The sequence below is a fragment of the Paenibacillus agri genome (assembly GCF_013359945.1).
GTDB classification, from domain to species: Bacteria; Bacillota; Bacilli; order Paenibacillales; family Paenibacillaceae; genus Paenibacillus_AQ; species Paenibacillus_AQ agri.
In genome coordinates this window covers 84960-107079 of the sequence record NZ_JABWCS010000200.1, presented here as the reverse complement: position 1 = coordinate 107079, position 22120 = coordinate 84960, and the positions used below count along the sequence as shown (strand labels likewise).

The 22120-nt window shown below is 50.0% G+C and carries 18 protein-coding genes and 1 tRNA gene; 5 read left to right on the top strand and 14 right to left on the bottom strand.

Annotation, left to right across the window (positions count from 1 at the left end; genetic code table 11):
• Positions 1 to 61: 61 nt before the first annotated feature.
• The 5 genes from HPT30_RS08560 to HPT30_RS08540 are packed head-to-tail and all read right to left on the bottom strand — an operon-like array spanning position 62 to position 5427.
• Positions 62 to 1675: an extracellular solute-binding protein gene (locus tag HPT30_RS08560; RefSeq protein ID WP_175370979.1), complete on the bottom strand. Its 1614-nt coding sequence runs from the start codon at positions 1673 to 1675 to the stop codon at positions 62 to 64.
• A 56-nt stretch (positions 1676 to 1731) separates the two neighbouring features.
• On the bottom strand, positions 1732 to 2628 hold the full coding sequence (locus tag HPT30_RS08555; protein ID WP_175370978.1) for a carbohydrate ABC transporter permease: 897 nt from the start codon (positions 2626 to 2628) through the stop codon (positions 1732 to 1734).
• Between the two features lie 18 nt (positions 2629 to 2646).
• Complete coding sequence (locus tag HPT30_RS08550; RefSeq protein WP_217622302.1) at positions 2647 to 3603, bottom strand: ABC transporter permease; 957 nt, start codon at positions 3601 to 3603, stop codon at positions 2647 to 2649.
• Between the two features lie 29 nt (positions 3604 to 3632).
• On the bottom strand, positions 3633 to 4382 hold the full coding sequence (locus HPT30_RS08545; protein WP_175370977.1) for an alpha/beta hydrolase: 750 nt from the start codon (positions 4380 to 4382) through the stop codon (positions 3633 to 3635).
• A 34-nt stretch (positions 4383 to 4416) separates the two neighbouring features.
• Entirely contained in the window at positions 4417 to 5427 is a 1011-nt protein-coding gene (locus HPT30_RS08540) for a LacI family DNA-binding transcriptional regulator (protein ID WP_066376773.1), read from the bottom strand.
• A gap of 417 nt (positions 5428 to 5844) precedes the next feature.
• Here HPT30_RS08540 and HPT30_RS08535 point away from each other — a divergent pair, with 417 nt between their 5' ends.
• Positions 5845 to 6753 (top strand): serine hydrolase domain-containing protein, encoded by a 909-nt coding sequence (locus HPT30_RS08535; RefSeq protein ID WP_175370976.1) that lies wholly within the window; start codon positions 5845 to 5847, stop codon positions 6751 to 6753.
• Between the two features lie 78 nt (positions 6754 to 6831).
• Here the strand turns inward: HPT30_RS08535 and HPT30_RS08530 are convergent.
• Together HPT30_RS08530 and HPT30_RS08525 are read right to left on the bottom strand one after the other, a co-directional pair.
• Positions 6832 to 6905 (bottom strand) — tRNA-Arg (locus HPT30_RS08530).
• Positions 6906 to 7099: 194 nt separating this feature from the next.
• The gene (locus HPT30_RS08525; RefSeq protein ID WP_175370975.1) at positions 7100 to 7456 is read right to left on the bottom strand and encodes a hypothetical protein; all 357 of its coding nucleotides are present in this window, start codon (positions 7454 to 7456) and stop codon (positions 7100 to 7102) included.
• A gap of 143 nt (positions 7457 to 7599) precedes the next feature.
• Here HPT30_RS08525 and asnB point away from each other — a divergent pair, with 143 nt between their 5' ends.
• A complete protein-coding gene (asnB, locus tag HPT30_RS08520) occupies positions 7600 to 9444 on the top strand; it encodes an asparagine synthase (glutamine-hydrolyzing) (RefSeq protein ID WP_175370974.1) in 1845 nt (614 codons plus the stop codon).
• A gap of 104 nt (positions 9445 to 9548) precedes the next feature.
• On the opposite strand, the gene HPT30_RS08515 is transcribed toward asnB, so the two are convergent.
• The 4 genes from HPT30_RS08515 to HPT30_RS08500 all read right to left on the bottom strand — a co-directional run bounded on the left by HPT30_RS08515 (position 9549) and on the right by HPT30_RS08500 (position 12464).
• The gene (locus HPT30_RS08515; RefSeq protein ID WP_175370973.1) at positions 9549 to 10385 is read right to left on the bottom strand and encodes an aldo/keto reductase; all 837 of its coding nucleotides are present in this window, start codon (positions 10383 to 10385) and stop codon (positions 9549 to 9551) included.
• 156 nt (positions 10386 to 10541) lie between these two features.
• Entirely contained in the window at positions 10542 to 10997 is a 456-nt protein-coding gene (locus tag HPT30_RS08510) for a cupin domain-containing protein (protein ID WP_175370972.1), read from the bottom strand.
• 98 nt (positions 10998 to 11095) lie between these two features.
• A complete protein-coding gene (locus HPT30_RS08505; RefSeq protein ID WP_175370971.1) occupies positions 11096 to 12031 on the bottom strand; it encodes an SPFH domain-containing protein in 936 nt (311 codons plus the stop codon).
• Between the two features lie 13 nt (positions 12032 to 12044).
• A complete protein-coding gene (locus tag HPT30_RS08500) occupies positions 12045 to 12464 on the bottom strand; it encodes an NfeD family protein (protein WP_175370970.1) in 420 nt (139 codons plus the stop codon).
• A gap of 752 nt (positions 12465 to 13216) precedes the next feature.
• Here HPT30_RS08500 and HPT30_RS08495 point away from each other — a divergent pair.
• The gene (locus HPT30_RS08495) at positions 13217 to 15148 is read left to right on the top strand and encodes a glycosyl hydrolase family 18 protein (RefSeq protein ID WP_175370969.1); all 1932 of its coding nucleotides are present in this window, start codon (positions 13217 to 13219) and stop codon (positions 15146 to 15148) included.
• 37 nt (positions 15149 to 15185) lie between these two features.
• Complete coding sequence (locus HPT30_RS08490; RefSeq protein ID WP_175370968.1) at positions 15186 to 17642, top strand: glycosyl hydrolase family 18 protein; 2457 nt, start codon at positions 15186 to 15188, stop codon at positions 17640 to 17642.
• 926 nt (positions 17643 to 18568) lie between these two features.
• Here HPT30_RS08490 and HPT30_RS08485 read toward each other — a convergent pair.
• The 3 genes from HPT30_RS08485 to HPT30_RS08475 form a co-directional block, all read right to left on the bottom strand.
• Positions 18569 to 19210, bottom strand: coding sequence for an XTP/dITP diphosphatase (locus tag HPT30_RS08485; RefSeq protein WP_175370967.1), 642 nt, complete (start codon positions 19208 to 19210; stop codon positions 18569 to 18571).
• A gap of 1 nt (position 19211) precedes the next feature.
• On the bottom strand, positions 19212 to 19970 hold the full coding sequence (gene rph, locus HPT30_RS08480; protein ID WP_175370966.1) for a ribonuclease PH: 759 nt from the start codon (positions 19968 to 19970) through the stop codon (positions 19212 to 19214).
• Positions 19971 to 20133: 163 nt separating this feature from the next.
• A complete protein-coding gene (locus tag HPT30_RS08475; RefSeq protein WP_175370965.1) occupies positions 20134 to 21264 on the bottom strand; it encodes a GerMN domain-containing protein in 1131 nt (376 codons plus the stop codon).
• A 206-nt stretch (positions 21265 to 21470) separates the two neighbouring features.
• On the opposite strand from HPT30_RS08475, the gene HPT30_RS08470 reads away from it, so the two are divergent.
• Positions 21471 to 22073 carry a phosphatidylglycerophosphatase A family protein gene (locus HPT30_RS08470; protein WP_175370964.1) on the top strand — a complete coding sequence of 201 codons (603 nt, stop codon included), beginning with the start codon at positions 21471 to 21473 and terminating at the stop codon, positions 22071 to 22073.
• The last annotated feature ends 47 nt before the right edge of the window (positions 22074 to 22120 follow it).

The following is a 22120-nucleotide window of genomic DNA, read 5'->3' as shown; positions in this document are numbered from 1 at the left end:
CGTCCGCACGATTAATTAAAGATACTAACCACGCTCGGTTCCTCCGCGCATGGGGCAGGAATTACTTTTTCAAGTTGTTCAATTCATCAAGAACAGGTTGTACAAGTGACATTTTGCTGTTAACCCAGTCTTTCCAGTTCTTTTCAAGATCACCTGGTTGCAGAATCAGGTTCGTATATTCGGTAGCATAGTCGAAGGACGCCTGGTTCTTGGCTTTGGAATCATACAGTTGGAAGTCCCAATCGTAATCAGCAAGTGATTTGTCTTTCATTCCAAGTTCAGCTTTTTCCTTGAACAATTGCACGGAACGCTCACGATATTCTTTCTTGATGCCAGGATTCACAATGCTGAAGTCATCCGCCAGGACATACAGTCCTTCAAAACGGTTTGGATATTTCTTATCCAGGGTTTGTCCTTCAGGCAGAAGGCTTTCCAACTCCTGATTCTCACCATACTTCCAGTCTTTTCCTTCAAAGCCCATGTTAACAATCAAGTTGCCTTCTTTGGCTGTTGTGTATTCCATGAAGTCCATGATGCGCTCGAATTTCTCTTTGCTGATGTTTGGCGAGAAGATTACAGCAGACCAGAAGTTAACTTGCTCCAGGTTGCGGTATTTACCGTCATCACCAAGGACGATAGCGGTATGCACGACATCATCGCTGTTCAAGCCGAGGTTATCCTTCATTCTTTGATCCATGTCTTTTCTGTAGGAAGCCAGTCCTCCAAGACTAGTAATCCCGGATACACCGTTAACATTGAACTTTTGGTTAGCTTCACCGTTCTTCCAAGTGTAGAACTCTGGGTGCAGCAGACCTTCTTTATACGCTTGTTGCAGATCCTTTAAGCCTGTCAGCGTTTCTTGGTTGGCAGGTCCCCATTGGTATTTGCCATCCGCATCTTTGTAGAAGGCAGATTCCACACGTGAATGTGCGCTGTTAGCCATAATAATGTTGGTCAGTGCATCGTTGACATCATAGGAGATAGGAACCAGATTCGCCCCAACCTTGCCTGGATCTTTCTCTTTAAGCAGTCTTGCAAAATCCATCAGTTCGCTTGTAGTGTAAGCATCCTTAATCGGGAAACCTACTGCCTTGGCCCAGTCAGAACGAAGGGCGATAACGCCGATTTGGTTCACAAGCGGATCAGCCGGCTTGTTCTCGTTGTATACCGGTCTTGGCAGAACATAAGTACCGCCGACCAATTCTTCCAGCTTGTCACCAAGTCCAGTCAGCTTGTAAGCTGCTGCTACGTTTGGCCAACGCTCTTTCCAGTTATCCGGAAGTTTGTACAACAGACCTTGATCGATATAATTGAGGGCATCACCGTGAACATAGTTCCAGCTCGCTACGTCCGGCAGATCGCCAGAGTTGATCCACAGGCGCAGCTTCTCTGCCCAAGAATCCCACTCTACGTAGTTGTAATCCCATTTGATGTTGAATTTATCGGTAAAATATTTATGGAATTCGTTATCGAAATCAGAGTTCGCTGTTTTGATCGTGCTGGCAATGGAGATATTCAGGTTATTTTTGTAACCATCTGTAGGATTTCCGTAATCGGAGTTGCCTGCTTCAGCTCCATTGTTGCTTGAGTTCGAGCATGCTGCCAGCAAGACCATGGAAGTGCCTAATACAGCTGCCAAAATCGTTCTGACTGACTTTCTTTTGAATGTGTTCATGATAGACCTCCTGTTTGTGTGTGACTATCTGTCTCTTGATGTTACTCATGTATAAACTAGGTCTTGATAGCCCCTGTTAATACCCCTTTAGCAAAATGCTTCTGTAGCAGCGGGAAGAAACACATGATCGGAACCATGGTTACGAATACCGCCGCCATTTTCATACCCATGGAGAAGGACTGCTTGCCGGCAGCACCCAAGCTGCTGGCATTAGCTGCGTTGACCTGCGCCTCCGTAATGATAGATCGCAGCACATTCTGCAATGGCATCTGGTCCGCTTTTCGCAGGAAGATCATCGCTTCGTACCAGCCGTTCCAGAAAGCTACACCATAGAACAGCGTGATTGTAGCTACGATCGGTGCCGACAATGGCAATACCACTCTAAAGAGGATTTTCCATTCTCCAGCCCCGTCGATCCGTGCCGATTCCATCAAGGATTCAGGCAGGCCGCTGAAATAGTTGGACATCAGAATCAGGTTGAAGGCACTGAAGCTTCCCGCCAAAATGACGGACCATAGTGTGCCTGTCAGGTGCAAGTCCTTCATGATGAGATAGAGCGGTACAATCCCGCCGTTGAAGATCATCGTGAACAGAACAAGCATGAAGATCAGTTTTTTACCTGGAAACTTGCTTCTGCTCAGGCCGTAGCCCATGCTTGTCGTCAAGAACAAGCTTAACGGCAGACCTAGTACAAGAATCTTCATTGTATTCAGATAACCTGTCCCGATGAGACCTTCCGCGAAGAGCGCTCTATACGACTCCAGTGTCGGGTGTTTCGGGAATAGCATTAATGGATTGTCGGCATATTCCTTTTGCGTGGAAAAGGAAATCATGATTACATTCCAAAAAGGAATCAGGATGGCTAAAGCACCTACAGTCAAAATTGCGAAAATGACATAATCCATTGTCGTCATCTTCTGACTGCCTACCTTGGCCTTGGATTTCTTGCTCATTTGTTTAGCTCTCCTTTCTTACCGGAATAAACCGTCGCCGCCCATAAGCTTGGCAGCTCTGTCAGCCAGAAGCAGTAATATCATGTTGACAATCGAACGGAACAGACTGACTGCGGTGGAGAACGAGAAGTCCGTAGCGGACTGGAACGTAATCCGGTAGATGTACACATCCAGCACTTCCGAGACATTCTTAGTCGCCGCATTTGCCATATTGAAGATTTGGTCAAATCCGGAAGACATCAGACCACCTACAGATAGAATGAACATAATGGTAATGGTCGGCAAAATGTTCGGAATCGTAACTTTGAAAATTTGTTGAAGACGTGTAGCTCCATCAATCTGAGCGGCTTCATATTGATCCGTATCAATCCCGGAAATCGCAGCCAGGAAGATAATCGCTCCCCATCCGGCTGATTTCCAAATGTCTGCCAAATACAACATCGGTACGAACAATTTCTCGGAACCCAGGAAGTTAATGCCTGTTCCACCGAGTAATTTAATGAGGCTGTTCACCAGACCATCATAAGAAAGAACGTTGATGACCACACCGGACACAACGATCCAGGACAAGAAGTTCGGGAAGGTAAATACAGTCTGTAGCGCTTTCTTATAACGGGTCATGCGCAGTTCGTTAATCAGAAGTGCCAGGATAATCGGGAACGGGAACTGGATGATCAGCTTACCGATGTTAATGGCGAGTGTACGCCATACCGCACCAGCAAACGCCGGGTCCCGGAATACATACTTGAAATTTTCGAATCCTACCCAAGGACTGCCCCATATTCCCAAATTGGCTTTAAAATCCTTGAAGGCCAACGACAAACCGCCCATTGGAAGATACGCGAACAGAATTAACCAGACCAAACCTGGTAGCACCAGGGTATACACCATTCTGTTCTTCCATATTTCCCTCATCAACAGCCGAAACTTGCTGTCATTCATCTTACTTGCCGGTAATGCGGCTGCGGGTTTCAAATTGCATCTCCTCACTCTACTTGAGACTTTTAGTTATACAGAAAATCAAAGGTTGTCTTCAGATGCCGCTCCCAGAATCGCCATTCATGCATGCCGGGGGTTTCAACATATCTGAAATCATAAGGTGTCGTCTCCATATATGAGGCGAAATCCCGGTTCATCTCGGCAAAAGGATCCTCCGAGCCGCAGCAGGTCAGAATGGCCGGTAACGCCCTGTTATCCTTCACCAGCTTGTCCGCGAGCGCGCGGATATCTTGGTCCGGCTTCACCTGCAACCCATTGCCAAAGACCCCCATCATCTCCCTTGACATCTCCGGGCCCATGTGCGGATCATTCAAGCGTTTCTGAAGATCAGTGACGCCAGACAAGGACACGACCTTGCTGTAGCGTTCCGGATAAGTCAGTGCACATTTCAGTGCGCCGTACCCGCCCATCGACAAACCAGCGATGAACGTCTTCTGCGGGTCGGTCTCAAGATTGAGCAGACGCGCGCAGAACTCGGGCAGTTCCTGTGTAATATAGCGGAAGTAATCTAACCCGTACTCCATGTCCGTGTAGTAACTTCTGCCCACTTGAGGCATAATCACCGTGCAGCCATATTGGCTTGCATACAGCTCTGCGGTGGTTAGTCTGTGCCAAGTGCTAGCATTGTCACCCGCGCCGTGCAGCAGATAAAGCGTTCCGCCTGATCCTGTGCCGGCATCAACGGGTGAGATGATATTGACTGTGGTCGTCATTCTCAAGGTAGGAGAACCTGTCTCAACAGTTAAAAGTGCCATATGCTATCTCCTTTGGTTCAATACTGACGCCGATTTATTTGATTTTTCTGCAAGACCCGCGCTTAACCAGCACCGATTCGAATACCGTGTGCTTGTTCGCAGATTGCCCCGAGATCAGATCAAACAAAATTTCAACGCTGGCTTTCGCCATGTCCACACCAGGCTGGCTGATGGTATCGAGGGATGGGTGATAATACTCGGCCATCTCAATGCCGTCAAAGCCGATGATCGACACATCATTCGGGATGGAAAGTCCGAGCGACAGCAGCGCTTTGGCTGCCCCGATCGCAATCGTATCCGATGCTGCAAACACAGCGGTGATTTCCTTCTTCTTGTTGAGCAGGCGTTTGGTTGCCGTGAACCCCGAACTTGGACTGTATTCACAATCCTCCACCAGCGCGGGATCATACTCAATACCATGCTCCTCAAGTGCCTTGATGTACCCCAGCAAGCGTCTGTTCCCAGTCGTATGCTGCACCAACGGGAACCTGGCCAAGAAGCAAATCTTCCGATGACCAAGCGAGATCAGATAGCTTGTTGCCTTATACGATTCCTGAACATCGTCAATGACCACACTGGAAAAGACCGAAGGATCAACATCCTGCGTCGTTGTGATGGTCGTAAGCACGAATGGAATGGATAATTGCTTGAACTTTTCTTCTGAGTGGTCATAAGTACCGCCCATGAAAATAACTCCGTAAAGATTCTTCTCCTTGACCAGTTGAAGGGCTGTGTTAATCTCGTCCACCCCGTCTTCGACATGCTGGATCAAGAGCGGACAGCCGCGCAGGTTGACCTGGCGCTCAACTTCCTTGATCATATTGGCGAAGAACGGGTTGGAAATCCCTTTAACCATGAGTGCAATCGTATTGGATTGTGTCTTTTTCAGGTTGCGTGCATTTCCGTTAGGAATGTAGTTGTACTCTTTAACAACTTCCATAACCTTGGCCCTGGTAGCCTCACTGACTACGCCGGTATTATTGATGACCCGCGAGACCGTGGCTATGCCGACACCTGATAGTTTGGCAATATCCTTAATATTCATGTTCTTTCTCTCCACTCCGGTTATCAAATTCTCATAACGTAAAACATGGTTATGAAAACAACTAAAATCTATGGGAAACGTTTCCCATGATAACAATAAGAAACTCTTCTCTAGCTGTATTCGCTTTCTTTGTTCATTATGAACATCATTTTTGGGATTGTCAACAAAAATATCTAACATCAAAAAAGTAGCAATTTAATTATTCAGTAGAATTTTATTCACTTTAAATCATAATTTATGTCAATAACTAATAAAAGTAATTTTATCTTTGAATCATTTCATTCCATTAACTTAGTAAAGAGCTTGAAGAACCTGATTTCCGTTTTTTTCTTTACTATTTCAGGAAACGTTTCCACTTGTATTGTTTCTCCATCAAGTTGTACACTTATAGAAGCATTTGCAGAAAGAAGGGAAACTATGCTCAACTTGACCTCATTTGAAACCCTGATCCGGGAATCCGGGCTGAATGTTTTTGGCATCCGTGTCTTGCAACAAGGAAAGTTGCTGGGCAAAGTAGCGTTCGCGGAAGATGTCCGCCGTATCCAGCATTCGATCAGCAAATCCTTTACCGCTATGGCAGCTGGACTGGCCATTGAAGAAGGCAAGCTCTCACTGGATACCAAACTCAAGGATCTTTTTCCCGAGTATCCTCCTCTACCCGGTGTCACTGATGACTCCATGCAGCCGGGTGAGCTGACACTTTATGATTTACTTCGTATGTCTTCAGGACATGATAACCCGCCATTCTGGGCGGAAGAACGAGCCACTTTGCCCGAGAAAGATTGGGTAAAGCATTATCTATCCTTGCCGCTCGACCGTGAACCAGGTGAAAAGTTCATGTACAGCAGTGGGGACACCATCATGATCTCGGCTATGATACAAGAAGCCGTAGGTGAAACTGTGAAAGACTATCTCGTCCCGCGCCTGTTCGCACCGCTTGGCATCCACGATGTCTACTGGGAGACTACCCCGCTTGGCAGAACACTCGGCTGCGCTGGGCTTGTGATCAATACAGAAGAATTGAGTCGTTTTGGACAGCTTATGCTGCAAAGAGGACAGTGGGAAGGTAAGCAATTGATCCCGGCCGAGTGGATTGACTATGCTACCGGGAAGCGGATCGATAACGATGGACCGGCGGATTGGGGACAAGGCTACGGCTGCCAGTTTTGGATGTGTACGCATCAGGCCTACCGGGCAGATGGAGCCTACGGACAGTTCTGTATTGTCCTACCGGACAAGCAGGCTGTCATCGCCATTAACAGCCAAGAGGAGAATATGCAAGGAATCTTGAATGCCGTATGGTCAGAGATATGGCCACAGTTGTAAGCTGACGACAGCACTCCTATCCGAGAAAAGTAACAGAAAACACAGAAAAAGCCTTCCATATGGAAGGCTTTTTCATGACGTCCCGGAAGGGATTCGAACCCCCGACCGTGCGCTTAGAAGGCGCATGCTCTATCCAGCTGAGCTACCGGGACATGTCTATGTATTAACGCAACGTTATCTATTATACCTTATTCAGCTTTTTTTTCAAGGCATAACAATGGAAAACGCATATTTTTTTCATTTTCTCATCTAATCAGCACCTTCTTCCGGGCGCTCTCACGAGATCACCATGCACAAAGACCCGCCTTAAGCGGGTCTTTGACAAAGCGAAACCGGGCTTTCTTTTTTAGGAGAGTCCCCGAAAATGATCCTCCAGCTGCTTCTTCAAATCCCCAAAAATCAACAGCTCTCGCTGGAACTTGGATCGTTCCTCTTCAGGGCTCATAACAATGCTGCCGGTAAAGGCACTTGAAGTCACATCCACAAAGGCATCATGCAGGTTATTGTCGAACCAATCCGTAGCAGTGCTGGCATCATTCGTCACAATACGCACAATTTCGTACCCGTCCTCGCGCTCGTCCTCCACGATATATACAAGCAGCCCGGAATCCTCGGCAGCCCCTGACAATACCCCTACCTCTGCGCATGGCGCACCGTCATATTCCGTCATTCTGCGAATTTTGGCATCTTTAATATAATACACTTGTCATCCATCCTTCCCGGCAAATTTCCCTCTTCTCTAGTGTTCGGATAAGGACATACATTTTATTCCTTGCTTCGGCATATATCTGTATTACTTGGCAAAAAGAAAGGACAACAATCGCACAAAAGAGAGGATGAAACATCATGTGCGGAATAACCGGATTTATCCAGTGGCGCGATGATCTTACGCAGCACTCGGGACTACTGGTCAAAATGACTGATACATTAGCTAACCGCGGGCCGGATGCAGCAGGCACCTGGATTTCAGGACCTGTCGCCTTTGGACATCGCAGACTTAGCGTAATTGATCCAGAGAACGGCGCACAGCCGATGATTACCCGCCATGAGGACCATGCATATGCTATTGTTTATAACGGAGAACTCTATAATGCACCTGAGCTGAAAAAAGAGCTGCTCGTGCGCGGTCATCAATTTCGCACGGAATGCGATACCGAGGTTCTCCTCCATTCCTATATTGAATGGGGACCGGATTCTGTAGAGAAGCTGAACGGCATCTTCGCTTTTGCCATATGGGATGGCCGGCGGGAGCAGGTGTTCTTCGCACGTGATCGCCTTGGCGTCAAGCCGCTTTTCTACAGTCAGGTGGATGATGTCTTTGTCTTCGGATCCGAGCCCAAAGCTCTGCTCCAGCATCCTAAAGTGCAGCCCGTCGTGGGCCCTGAGGGTCTGGCAGAAATCTTCATCATCGGCCCTGCCCGCACTCCCGGGCAAGGGGTCTACAAGGATATGTTCGAACTTCGCCCTGGCCACGCTATGATCTACAGCCGGGAAGGACTGCGCAATTATGCCTATTGGAAGCTGGAAAGCTTCGAGCACACAGATAATGAGAACGAAACTGCCGCCAAGGTGCGCGAGTTGCTGCAGGATACGCTAGAGCGCCAACTTGTTTCCGACGTACCGGTCTGCTCCCTCCTGTCCGGAGGGCTGGATTCAAGCGCCTTATCTGCGCTGGCCGTCAACTACTACAACCGTACCGGTCAGGGGCAAATCAACACCTTCTCTGTCGATTATGTCGACAACGACAAGCATTTCAAGAGCCATACCTTCCAGCCCGGTGCTGACGGTCCCTGGATCAAGCGGATGGCGGAAGAGTTGAACACGAACCACCACTACATCAATTTTGATACCCCCGAGCTGGTCGAAGCGCTTGATAATGCCTTATACTCTCGCGATCTGCCAGGAATGACGGATGTGGACTCTTCCCTCTATTTGTTCTGCCGTGAGATCAAGAAGCAGGCAACCGTGGCCATTTCGGGTGAAGCAGCTGACGAAATCTTCGGCGGCTATCCCTGGTTTCACCGGGAAGAGATGCTCTCTTCCGGCACCTTCCCTTGGTCCGTAGCTCCGAAGATGCGGGCCGGATTATTGTCTCCGGAAATCGGCGAATGGATTCGGCCACTGGAATATCTGGGAGACCGGTACAGCGATGCGGTCGCCGAAGTCCCTGTCTTAACCGGGGAAACCGGCAAGCAAGCGCAAATGCGGGTTATGTCTTACCTGAACATCACCCGCTTCATGCCCACCCTGCTCGATCGCAAAGACCGGATGAGTATGGGCGTGGGTCTGGAGGTTCGCGTACCTTATTGCGACCATCGGCTTGTGCAGTATGTCTGGAACATTCCCTGGGAGATCAAAAATGTCGGCAACCGGGAAAAAGGCATTCTGCGCAAAGCACTGGAAGGCGTCCTTCCGGATGATGTGCTTTACCGCAAGAAAAGCCCCTATCCCAAAACACATAATCCGGCCTATCTCGATGCCGTGCGCCAGCGGATGCTGAATATTCTCGATGACGCCTCGTCCCCGCTGCTTCCTTTGATTGATGCTGCTAAAATCCGTGAGATTGCCGCGTCACCGGAATCCTCCACCAATCTGCCCTGGTTCGGGCAATTGATGTCCGGTCCACAGCTATTCGCCTACCTGTCACAGGTAGATCTCTGGCTCCGCACATATAACGTAGCTATCCGTTAATTGCTACATGTCGATATCCTAGCAAAAATAGCAGGTTCCCGTGTTGGGAGCCTGCTATTTTACGATATTCAAGCTATTGAATGCCTTTACGAAGCTAGGGCGTTTTAAAAATTAAAATTATCCGGGTCCGGCCCAAACCGGCTGTCCTGATTCAGATCTTCCAGCGCCTTGACATCCTCATCACTGAGCGTGAAGTCAAAGATGCCTGCATTTTCCTGAATACGGTTGGCATGAACGGATTTCGGAATAGTGATTACGCCCTGCTGGATATCCCAACGCAGCACAATCTGTGCAGGCGTTTTGCCGTATTTCGCCGCCAGTTCCTGAATCAGCGGAAGATCCAGGTTCCCCTGCATCAGCGGACTCCAGGCTTCCAGTTGAATCCCCTGCTCGCGGCTATACTTCAGCAATTCGCGCTGGGTCAGCAGCGGGTGAAATTCAACCTGGTTGACGGCAGGCACAACCCCGGTATCTTCTATAATGTCCTTGAGGTGATGAATTTGGAAATTACTCACGCCGATGGATTTGACCAAGCCCTCTTTTTGCAGATGGATTAGCGCTTTCCATGACTCGCGGTACTTCCCTGCAACCGGCCAATGAATGAGATACAGATCAATGACCTCAAGTCCCAGCTTGCGCCGGCTGTCCTCGAACGCCTGAAGCGCAGACTCATAGCCTTGATGGCCGTTCCACAATTTGGTGGTGATGAACAGTTCTTCGCGCGACACTCCACTTTCCCGTATGCCTCGTCCGACACCTTCTTCATTCTTGTACGCCGCCGCGGTATCAATGCTACGGTAGCCTACCTCTAGTGCTGATTTCACCGCATGAACTACCTCGTCGCCATCCTTGGTCTGCCAGACACCGATCCCGAGCCATGGCATTGTCGCTCCGTCATTTAATGTAGGTCCACCCGTGAACGGTCCGTTCAATGTACTCATTGCTTCACCCTCCAAACGTGTATTGTTCGCTTCACCATACTTAACCTTAAAACAGGTTCCAGAATCTGGTACTAACCAAAGATAAGTATAGCAGATTGTCCTCCAAGAAAAAAACAAACAAAAAAAACGCGGGCAATCGCTGCCCGCGCCTCTCTCCTACTCTTCAATCAGCTTGAAATCATCAAAATGGAACTCTGGTGAAACAATGCACGACACCAGCGCTGGCTCATCGCCAAGGGTGCGGGCCGCTTGCCATGCCCCTGCCGGAACAATCGCCTGCGGCTGTTGGCCGGCTGCGATATCCGTACCCAAAATCACTTCCTGTACGTCTTCCGGCTTATCGCCGGTTCCGCCAATACTCAAGACGATCGGACTGCCGGAATGCCAAAGCCAAACCTCATCAGACAGCACGGTATGCCAATCAGAGCTTTCATCACCATGGAGCAAAAAATAAATGGAAGAGGCCGAACCTCGCGGGCCGGAATAAGCCTCACCAAGCGTGTTCTGCGGAATCTCAAAAGAAGATACCCAAAGCCTTTTGTACCAGCCGCCTTCGACATGGGGCTGCAAGCCCAGCGCCTCCACTAACGGGGAAATTTCTCTTTGTGTCAACTGTCTTCTCTCCTTACTCGTTTGGGAAATTCAACCGGTTGATTCCCCCGGTTTCGCTTCCACTTTAACGGAATAAGGAGCCTTTGTCTATTATCTGCTTACTTTCCGTCCTTACTGGCCTTGAATACTTCAGCAATCGCCCCAAGACTACCCAGGGTCTCTACTGTGCTAGAAGGCAGGAACACTTTGTTCGCCGGCCCCTTAGCGATTTCAGTCAGAGCCTCGAAGGAGCGATACGCCAATACATTCTCATCCAGACCCGCAGTACGAAGGAGCTCAATCCGAACCTTTTCCGCTTCCGCTACGGCTTGAATCGCCTTCGCTTCACCCAGTGCTTCCAATTCCTGCGCCTGACGCAAACCTTCCGCTTCGCGAATGCGGGCTTCTTTATCCCCTTCCGCCTTCAGGATCTTACTCTGCTTGTCGCCTTCCGCGCGCAGGATCATGTCCTGTTTGGCAGCTTCGGCTTCCAATACGATCGCCCGTTTGCTGCGTTCCGCCTTCATTTGCTTATCCATAGCTTCCTGGATATCAACTGGTGGCTTAATGTCAATAACCTCGACGCGCTCAATCCGCACGCCCCATTTCTCCGTCGCCTCATCAAGGGCAATCCGGATCTCGGTAGAGATTTTTTCCCGGCCAGACAAGGTCTCATCCAGCTCCAGCTTACCGATAATCTGCCGCATAGTTGCTGTGGAAATGTTGCGCACCCCATAGACGTAATCGGAAATGCCGTAAGTGGCTTCTTCTGGTCCAACTACCTGGTAGAAAATGATGGTGTCGATCTGCACCTGCACGTTATCCTTCGTAATCACTGTCTGTGGCGGTACATTCGCCTGTTGAATCCGCAAATCATGATATGTGCGTACCTGATCAATAACTGGAATAAGGATGTTCAGACCCGGTTTTAACAGACGGTGAAATTTACCGAGACGCTCGACAACCCCCACCCGCTGCTGTGGTACAATTTTGACCGTCAAAGCTACAAATACAATCACAACAAAAAGTACAACTCCAATAATGACCCATTCCATCCTTACATGCCCCCTATCGTTCTACTTCAATAATGGTACTGCTTCTTCCAATGATCCTGACAACTTCATCTTTATCCAGCACCTGTGACGAGGATGCACTCCAGGTATCCCCGCCAACCTTGACCTGGCCATAACGCCCCGGTTCAATCGGCTCGACAACAATCCCCTGTCTTCCGACAATATCCGTCCCTGTATCCTTGAATCCTCTGGAACTGCGAAACCTGGCCACAATCGGCTTGGAGAACAGAGTCAAACCAATGGCAACCAGCGAGCCAAGCACAACCTGAAGCAGAATAGCATCCGGCACGATAAGTGAGACTAGACCCCCGACTACAGCACCAATACATAGCCAAAGCAGATAAAACGTAAGCGTCATCATTTCTACAACGAGCAGGAGACCGGCTACAATAAACCAGACAGCCCAAATGACCATGGGGTACCACCACCTTCCCTGTATACTACTATAACGAAAAAATTGGCAGCGCGTTGCATCCGTTGAAAAAAAAGTCGCTAAGGCATACATATGATATATATTTCTTCGTCTCGGGGGATATGTGTCGATCTGCACTTTCATCTGAAAAAGATGGTTTAGGCCCAAAAACCAACAAATCCAAAACAAATAGACTAATAGATTCCTTCAATCGCCTTTTGAAGTGAGAATAGGTATACATCAATGCACACTAATTAACCTATAAGGGCAACTAACATACCATGAACTACTAAAAACGACTATTGTATGAAGATTATAAAAGGGTTTTTATGAGCATTAGTCCATATATTTGAAAATTTTATCCCTCTATTATGTAATTTTATCCCTAGCATATTAACAAAACTTAACCGAAAATAGAAATTACCTTCACCGCTTCATATGTAAATCATCCTTCTAATTCAACTTTCCCTATCCCTTTCAGTCTTTCTTGGCATTATCCCAACCCCTATAGGACGTGTTACATTCCAGAAGTAAGGAAAATTGACATTGAGCACACAGAGTTAAAAGAAGCACTCACAATTAAACCAAATTGGGTTACTCTATCATTTTGCGGCTCTTTCTACATTCTATTAGCCTGTTAAATGATAGAAATGAACAGGGTGAAGGTGAATCTTTTAAAACGATGGGGGTGAGCGCCAGAACTTCTTGCTGTACGGGTATCGATCCAAACATTGAACCAGGGAGGTAGTTCGTCAATGATATTCAAGAAAAAAAGCTCACGCAAAACCTTTGCCATCGGAATGGTCGCAGCACTTCTGGTTACCCTCTTCTCCGCTTTGGGTGCAAACATCAAAACCGCCAATGCGGCACAGGATTACAAGCTAGTTGGTTATTATCCTTCGTGGGCTGCCTATGCACGCAATTATAACGTATCGGATATCGACCCTACCAAGATGAATGTAATTAACTACGCGTTCGCTGATATCTGTTGGAATGGCATTCATGGCAATTCCGACCCTACCGGCCCGAATCCCGTAACCTGGACCTGTCAAAATGAACAAGCTCAAACTATAAATGTTCCAAACGGCACGATTGTTCTCGGCGATCCTTGGATCGATGCCGGAAAGAGCTTCGGGGATGACAAATGGGATGATCCCATTAAAGGCAACCTGAAGCAGCTCTGGAAGCTGAAAGAGCGCAATCCGAACCTCAAAACCCTCATTTCCGTTGGCGGCTGGACCTGGTCGAACCGCTTCTCGGACGTAGCAGCATCGGCGGCAACCCGTGAGGTGTTTGCTAACTCCGCTGTTGATTTCATTCGCAAATACAAGATGGACGGCGTCGATCTCGACTGGGAATACCCGGTGAGCGGCGGTCTGGCTGGCAATAGTGTTCGTCCTGCGGATAGGGAGAACTATGTACTGCTTCTGCAAAAAATACGGGAGAAGCTGAACGCTGCCGGGCAAGCAGACGGCAAAACCTATCTGCTGACCATTGCCTCCGGCGCAGGTCCGTCTTATGTAGCTAATAATGATATGGCTGGCATCGCCTCTGTGGTCGACTGGATCAACATTATGACCTACGACTTTAACGGCAGCTGGAATCCAACCACCGGTCATAATGCTCCGCTGTACTACGATCCGGCAGCAGGCTCGTCAGGACTTACCGATCCGCAGAATTACAATATCGACAAAGCAATTACATCTCATTTGGCAAGTGGCGTGCCCGCCAGCAAACTCGTAATGGGTATGCCCTTCTATGGTCGCGGCTACGGCGGAGCACCGAGTGCAGGCAATGGACAATATCAGGTATCGGCCGGCATTTCCGGCACAGGCACTTGGGAGAACGGAAGCTACGATTTCTATGACCTTGAAGCTAACTATATTAACAAGAACGGCTACACCCGATATTGGAACAATACCGCCAAGGTCCCTTACCTCTATAACCCTTCGACCCGAATCTTCATCACCTATGACGATGTGGAGTCCTTCAGCTACAAAACCAGTTACCTGAAATCCAAGGGTCTGGCCGGCGCCATGTTCTGGGAGGTCAGCGGCGACCGTAACAAAACACTGCAGAACAAACTTATCGCGGATCTGTCCGGAGGCGTCGTGCCGACCCCTTCCCCAACAGCGACACCGTCTACAACACCAACCCCTTCCCCAACAGCAACACCAACTGCCACCGCAACACCAACAGCAACGGTAACACCTACGGCCACACCAACTGTAACACCTACGCCGACTACTACACCGGGACAATGCGCTGCAGCCTGGAGTGCCACAGCGATTTATACCCAGGGTCAGCGCGCTTCCTACAACGGATCGCTCTATGAGGCCAAATGGTGGACCCAAGGTGACCGTCCCGATCTTAGCGGCCCTGATGGTGTATGGAAATTCATCAGCACATGCGGCGCTCCGACAGCTAGCCCAACAGCAACTGTAGCGCCAACGCCGACAGCCACCGTGGCTCCAACACCAACGCCGACAGCTACAGTAGCTCCGACAGCTACACCTACACCAAGCCCAACGGTATCGCCGGGCGGTTCCGCCTGGACGGCAGGTGTAGCGTACAAAGCCGGTGATGTGGTCAGCTATAGCGGAAAATCCTATACTTGCCTCCAGCCCCACACTTCCATTGTAAGCTGGGAACCAGCTAATACACCGGCCCTGTGGAAACTGAACTAATCTTAGTACACGACCGAGTTCAAAGGAGGAATGCCCGATGAAAACAAATGCACGTTCAAAGCATCCGTTCCCCGCCCGTTTTCTCGCCGCTATTCTGAGCCTGATTCTGCTTATTCCTCTGTATGCGGGTGCCGGTGCCGGATCACAAAGCGTTGCCCAGGCTGAGGGAGCGAATGCTTCCGCAGTTCCACCTGCTCCAGATCATCCCCGCAAGATTGTCGCCTATTTCCCGGAATGGGGAGACCAGGCGAACAAAGGCTTTTACACTGTTGATAAAATTCCGTGGGGCAAAATCACCCATATTAACTATGCCTTCGCCCAGGTGAGCGCTCAGAATACAATTGAACTCATGGACCGCACAGCGGCCATTGAGAAGGATTACCCCGGACAATTGACCACTCTTCCGTTTAAAGGTCATTTCAACCAGCTTATCAAATTCAAGCATCTCTATCCGGATGTCCGCACCCTGATATCGGTTGGTGGCTGGGCAGGCTCCGGTGGATTCTACAACATGGCCAATTCAGAAGCCGGACGGGAAGCGTTCGCGAACAGTGTTATTAGCTTCCTGCGCACCTACCAATTCAACGGCGTGGATATCGACTGGGAGTATCCGTCTGGAACGGCGCAGTCCGGAAATCCTAATGATTTTGGGGCAGCGGAACCGCTGCGCGGCGTGAATTATAACAACTACGTTTTGCTTATGAAGAAGCTACGGGAGAAGCTGGATCAAGCCGGCGCGCAGGACAATCAAAAGTATGATCTCACTGTCGCTGCCACTGCTTCCTCCTGGATTCTCGGCGGCATGAATCTGGGAGAGGCTAATCAATATCTGGATTGGGCCAATCTCATGACCTATGATTTTCACGGCGCATGGAACGGTTATGTCGGACCGCATTCCGCCCTGTACCCGGATTCCCGGGATACGGAGACCGCCGCTCTGGGGACGCCCGTCCTGAACACCGATTGGGCCGTCCGCTACTACCTGGGCACTCTGCCCCCGGAAAAAATCGTGATTGGTGTTCCCTATTATTCACGGGGCTGGAAGAATGTAAGCGGCGGTATCAACAACACCGGCCTCTACGGCACGGCACCGACCACCGGAGGAGGCGCGGACGGCGATTATGGGATTTGGAATGATCCAGCGCCGGAGCAGCCTGCCGGAGCAAATCCGATCTGGCACATTCTCAATCTGCTTAAGGACCCGGCGAACAAGCGCTACTTCGATCCTGTAACCAAGACGCCCTACCTCTTCAATGCGGATAAGAAAATATTTTTGACCTATGAAGACCAGGAATCCCTTGGCTACAAGCTTGATTACATCAAACAAAAGGGCCTCGGCGGAATGATGTTCTGGGAGCTGACCGGCGACTATTCCCAACAAGCGGACGGCACCTACACGTATGGCACCTCATTAACCGATTACGCCTATAATCAGCTCAAGAATGCTACACTGCCGGGCGGACCTCCCAAGCCGCAGCTTCCAGCACCGAAGAACTTCAGCATCAACTTCAGCGGATCCTATGATCATCCGAACTATACCTACTCTCTGAAAATTACAAACAACACCGGCGCCGATATTCCGGGCGGCTGGAAGCTGGAATTCGATTTGCCTACCACCACCACCCTGACTTCCGCCTGGGGAGCAGGCACTGTGGAGCAAATCGCTACCGCCTGGGACTTCAACCGCTACCGTATTACCGGTACGGCCAGCCAGACTCTCGCGAATGGAACAACCCTGGACATTCCGGGGATGATGAAGCTGAATTTTTCCGGCGGCCCGCAACGGGTCACGCTTAACGGAAGCTCATCCCAGCAGGAGTATGACAAACTGTACGGAGGTGTCACGCCGACACCGACGCCTTCTGCGACAACAGCACCTACACCGACAACTAAACCAACTACTGCACCGACAGCAACACCAACGGCTACAGCAACAGCGACACCTTCTGCCACACCGACAGCTAAACCTACAACTATACCAACTACTGTACCGACAGCAACACCAACACCGACCCCAGCACCGTCGATTACACCAACCGCAACGCCAACACCTAGCGCTACTTCAACGCCGGGGTCGTGTACGGCTGCAGCCTGGAATGCATCCTTAATCTACACGCAAGGCCAGCGTGTATCCTACAACGGCTCGCTGTATGAAGCGAAATGGTGGACTCAGGGCGACCGTCCTGATCTCAGCGGTCCGGATGGCGTCTGGAAATTCATTAGTGCTTGCGGGACGCCGACAGCAACACCTGCTGTCACTGCAACCCCTTCACCTACTGCAACAGCTGCGCCAACTGCAACGGTGACACCGACACCAGCGACTACGCCTACACCGGCGCCTTCACCTGCTGGTACAGCCTGGGCAGTAGGGATTGCCTACAAAGCAGGCGATACCGTCACCTACAGCGGCAAGACGTATACCTGCCTCCAGCCCCACACTTCCCTGACAGGCTGGGAGCCTGCTACTACCCCTGCACTTTGGAAGCTGCTCTAAGCTGGCTTCAGACACCATGACTGATTTTAGGCCATTGTGGGTGTATAGGATTGCTAGCTTGAACAGGTGCTTCTTCTGCTTTTCATGGAATCCCGTTCACTCGAAAGAAGTGAATAGACAGTTTTAATTTAACTCTAAATCCGGGGTGGGTGGGTTTGGAGTAAGTTGAGTAGCTTGAAATGGCTTAGTGTGGCTTGGGAATCTGGCGCATCTGAGCAAAACATCTGTAGCCGGGCATTCCTAAGTCTGGCGAGCCGAGACGGTGGAACCCAGGGGATAGGCGAGTCACTGCGACCACAGTCTACATTTGGGAGTCCACACTTCACACTTCGCCTGAATATTGGTCTAAGCCCGCGTTTGAGCATAAAGTGATTTTGACGTTTGGATAGCAGGAAAATATACCGTTAAATGTCTTTCGTTTATCTTATTTATCCCAAATAACTGGATTTTCTCCCGTTAAAAACCTCTTTTATCCGTAGAACGCGTAAACCAGAAGAAATTAACGGGAGTTTTTCCAGTTATTTTTTTAAAAAAAGAAGAACTTAACCAAAATAACAGGAACTATTCTCGTTATTCCCGTGCCCTATCGAGCGAAATTTATCTTTCAGCAAATTTCTTACCCGAAGAGTTAACCTTTTGTGATAATGAATGATTCAAAGGAGGTTCTAAGGAAGCTCAAAGGGCGCATTTTCTACTATTAGGCGATAAAAGAGACCTTATTGAGACGAGGACGTCATTTTCGAAGCTACGTGGTGTTCTAAAATGCGCTTTATTACTGAAGATTTTCATAAATGCAAAATAAGCTTGCAGAACCAAGGCTCACGCCTTGTCCTGCAAGCTTATTTATACGCCCGTAGCTCCCGCTAAACGGGGAGGCTGTAAATCCTGTTAGCTTCTGCCTTATGCTGACACGAAGCGATCAGCCTTTATGGCCGGACGCCACCTTGCGCCGCGAGCTTCTCGGTCAGCGCTCGAAGTGCTGCGCCCCGGTGGCTGATGCCCTGCTTCTCGGTCAGAGTCAGCTCCGCCATTGTCTTCTCATGCCCTGGCAGGTAGAACAGCGGATCATAACCAAAGCCGCCGGCCCCTGATGGCTCGGAAGTAATCCAGCCGTCCACTGATCCTTCTGCCGTAAGCTCCTGCCCCGTAGACGGATCATAGAGCGACAAGGTACACACGAACCGGGCTGTGCTCAAGAGCGGTTGGTCAGTGTCCTCCCCCTGCTTCAGCCCTTCCAGTTCGCCGAGCAGCTTCAGATTATTATCCGAATCTGTGGCGCCTTCACCGGCATAACGGGCAGAATAGACACCCGGTCTGCCATCAAGCGCATCTACGCATAGGCCGGAATCATCGGCAAGCACAGGCAGCCCGAGGGCATCACCCACTGCCTTTGACTTCTTGAACGCATTCGCAGCAAAAGTCTCGCCATCCTCTACCACATCAGGCAGCTCAGGATAATCATACATGCTCTTGACCGTCAGTCCCAGAGGCTCAAAGGCATGCTGGAATTCTCGCAGTTTTCCTTTGTTCTTCGTAGCTACAATAAGAATATCACCAGCGGAGCTCATACTAGACCTCCTGACCCGGCTGACCCGATTGGATTTTCAGAGCGACCTCGCCCAGAACTTCTTTCTGTGCGGCAATGAGCTCGTAAACCCCCTTCTCGCCAAGCTCTAACAGCTGATCCAGCTCCTGGCGTGTGAACGGTCTGTCTTCACCAGTGCCTTGCAGTTCCACAAATGCACCGGCGCCGGTCATAACGACATTCATATCGACTTTCGCTTTGGAATCCTCTTCATAGTTCAAGTCAAGCAGAGCTTTATCACCCACAACTCCGACACTGATGGCTGCGAGGTAATCTGTGACTGGGAATTGACTCAATTTGCGGTCCTGTGCCAGCTTGTTGATGGCGAACACCATGGCTACAAACGCGCCTGTGATCGAAGCGGTCCGGGTTCCCCCGTCCGCCTGAATCACATCACAGTCCAGTGTGATGCTCCGCTCGCCTAAAGCCTGCAGATTCACAACGGAACGCAGTGCCCGGCCAATCAGCCGCTGGATCTCCATCGTCCGGCCTGTCAGCTTGCCCCGAGCGGCTTCCCGCTGGTTACGAGTCTGGGTTGCCCGTGGGAGCATGGAATACTCTGCGGTTACCCAGCCTTTGCCTTGCCCCTTCAGAAAGGGCGGAACCTTCTCTTCCACTGTCGCTGTACAGATTACCTTGGTATCGCCCATCTCTATAAGTACAGAGCCCTCGGCATATTTATTTACTTGGGTCGTTATCTTCACGTGACGCAATTCGTCGACGTTTCGCCCGTTTGATCTCATCTTTTCTGCCTCCTACATCGAATAGCTAAAAGTTTGTCCTGGCCGTTTCCCCATACGCCTGCCCGCAGTTTGAACCGCGGGTGTAAGCGCACGTTTTTTGCGCAACCTTTATTCTACCAAAGAGCAGGCACAAAAGCATCTTTTTGACCGCCATAATCAGTGATTAGAGCGGCAAGTCGTTCACATATTCCGGGGCCGAAACCGGCTTACCGTAATCCACATGATCCGTTCCAGTCACCGCAGTCTTTCCGTTCATCACAATCTGTACAAGGGAATCCTCTGTATTCTGAGCGACGGTAAGTACGACGGATTCCAGCATTTCCGCCGGTACGTCCTTGGCATCAGCGAACATATCGTCACTCAGCGATACAGTAACCACACCGTTCTGGCCCGCATCCACTGAATCCAGCTTCGTTCCCTCCGTCATCACCATCTGCAGACCGTTGTCTGATTCCGGACCTGTAATTAATTCATTCAGCGCTGCCTTAAGCGGCTCCTGCGCCGGGTCTACAAAACGGGTGACCGGAACATAATATTGAGTACCATCAGGCGATTCTGCGGAAAAATAAACCGTAACCGCACTGGAATTCATGACATTCGTGCTGTGTTTCGGCAGGTTGATGCCCATGGTGCGGGAGAGCGGGCGATCCAGCGGTGTACCCTTGAGCGGCATTTCAGTCAGTTTTTTACCGTCTACCCATAGCTGAACGCCTTTGATATTGTCCTGTCCGGTCAGCGTCCAGGTGACCGCCTCCAGCAGCTTGCGCTCATCTCTGGCTTCATAGGAACCGAAGGAATCATTGAACTCGACTACGGCAAGTCCCGTTGCAGCATCAACGGTGACGTTCTTCACAGCTGTTCCGGCAGGCAGTACGCCTTGGAATCCTGTCGGAAGCGAAGCTGCTAGCGGACCTTTGCTTACCAGTGCGGTAAGGGAGTTCTTCAGAGTGGCATCCTTGTCATTCTTATCACCCTTGGGAAGCGCGAGCGAGATCGGCGCGAGAAGGCCGTGTTCATCCTCCAGATATACCGTGGTGCGCGGACCATCGGCTTTGGCCGATGCCTTCTTATCCTTGCTTGCCACGTTGCCTGTATCTTCTTCCGTCACTCGCCCCATCACACCGGAATCCAGTGTAGAATCCCCGCTGATCTGAAGCATCTGCGCTTCGACCTCACTTGGCGGCGGATCAACTGCGGCAGATTCCGAACCAAACCAGTTGCAGCCGGAGAGCGTGAGCGGAACGGCCAGCAGGCAGGCTGCGGACAAGCCGCGGATATATTGCTTTCGATTCATAATGAATTGCCCCTTTCAAGGTTGGATAAGCATTTAATACTGCTATGTATACGAGCCCTCTGTCCAAAAAATAACAAGAGCTTATCCTAATTTCGCCTTTCTGGACAAATCTGTCCCGTAAAAGTAAAATTCCAAGTACAGCGGAAAGATTATATCGACAGGAACCACCGCTGACAACCAACGACTCATTAACGAGGTGACTGAGCATGGCTGATGCAAAAATGCCTTACAGTCTGAACAGCAAGGCGGTCGCAGACGCAACCTATGCCTGGCTGCACAAACGTGGAGTAACACTGCTGGAAATTGCAGAGCTGGTAATGCTGCTGCAGCAAAAATATTATCCGGGCCTAACGATGGACGAGTGTGTTCACAACGTCGAGATGGTGCTGAGCAAGCGGGAAGTACAGAATGCGGTGCTGACTGGTATTCAGCTGGATATTCTGGCCGAGGAAGGCAAGCTATTCCCGCCGCTTCAGGATATGATTGAAAATGATGAGGGTCTATACGGGGTGGACGAGATTCTCGCCTTCTCCATTGTCAATGTGTACGGCAGTATCGGCTTCACCAACTACGGTTATGTAGATAAGCTGAAGCCAGGGGTACTGGAGCGCTTGAATGACAAGAGCACGGGACAGGTTCATACCTATCTCGATGATATTGTAGGCGCTGTGGCCGCAGCGGCAAGCAGCAGAATTGCCCACCGCAAGCAGGCCGAGCGGGAAAAAGATTATGGGCTGCCACATACTCCGGAGGACAGCGAACCTGCGGCCAATAAGACGGCACCTCAGGATGGGGAACAGCCAGAATAATTCTTAAGCCTGAAATGATGTAGATTAGCCGCATCAATGTTCGCGCA

Coding starts and splice junctions, on each gene's coding strand:
- HPT30_RS08505 (WP_175370971.1), bottom strand. CDS start 12,031: ATGGAATGGGTCATTATTGGAGTTGTACTTTTTGTTGTGATTGTATTT.
- HPT30_RS08470 (WP_175370964.1), top strand. CDS start 21,471: ATGGCTGATGCAAAAATGCCTTACAGTCTGAACAGCAAGGCGGTCGCA.
- HPT30_RS08500 (WP_175370970.1), bottom strand. CDS start 12,464: ATGGTCATTTGGGCTGTCTGGTTTATTGTAGCCGGTCTCCTGCTCGTT.
- HPT30_RS08540 (WP_066376773.1), bottom strand. CDS start 5,427: ATGAATATTAAGGATATTGCCAAACTATCAGGTGTCGGCATAGCCACG.
- HPT30_RS08555 (WP_175370978.1), bottom strand. CDS start 2,628: ATGAGCAAGAAATCCAAGGCCAAGGTAGGCAGTCAGAAGATGACGACA.
- HPT30_RS08495 (WP_175370969.1), top strand. CDS start 13,217: ATGATATTCAAGAAAAAAAGCTCACGCAAAACCTTTGCCATCGGAATG.
- HPT30_RS08545 (WP_175370977.1), bottom strand. CDS start 4,382: ATGGCACTTTTAACTGTTGAGACAGGTTCTCCTACCTTGAGAATGACG.
- HPT30_RS08515 (WP_175370973.1), bottom strand. CDS start 10,385: ATGAGTACATTGAACGGACCGTTCACGGGTGGACCTACATTAAATGAC.
- HPT30_RS08485 (WP_175370967.1), bottom strand. CDS start 19,210: ATGAGCTCCGCTGGTGATATTCTTATTGTAGCTACGAAGAACAAAGGA.
- rph (WP_175370966.1), bottom strand. CDS start 19,970: ATGAGATCAAACGGGCGAAACGTCGACGAATTGCGTCACGTGAAGATA.
- asnB (WP_175370974.1), top strand. CDS start 7,600: ATGTGCGGAATAACCGGATTTATCCAGTGGCGCGATGATCTTACGCAG.
- HPT30_RS08535 (WP_175370976.1), top strand. CDS start 5,845: ATGCTCAACTTGACCTCATTTGAAACCCTGATCCGGGAATCCGGGCTG.
- HPT30_RS08475 (WP_175370965.1), bottom strand. CDS start 21,264: ATGAATCGAAAGCAATATATCCGCGGCTTGTCCGCAGCCTGCCTGCTG.
- HPT30_RS08560 (WP_175370979.1), bottom strand. CDS start 1,675: ATGAACACATTCAAAAGAAAGTCAGTCAGAACGATTTTGGCAGCTGTA.
- HPT30_RS08490 (WP_175370968.1), top strand. CDS start 15,186: ATGAAAACAAATGCACGTTCAAAGCATCCGTTCCCCGCCCGTTTTCTC.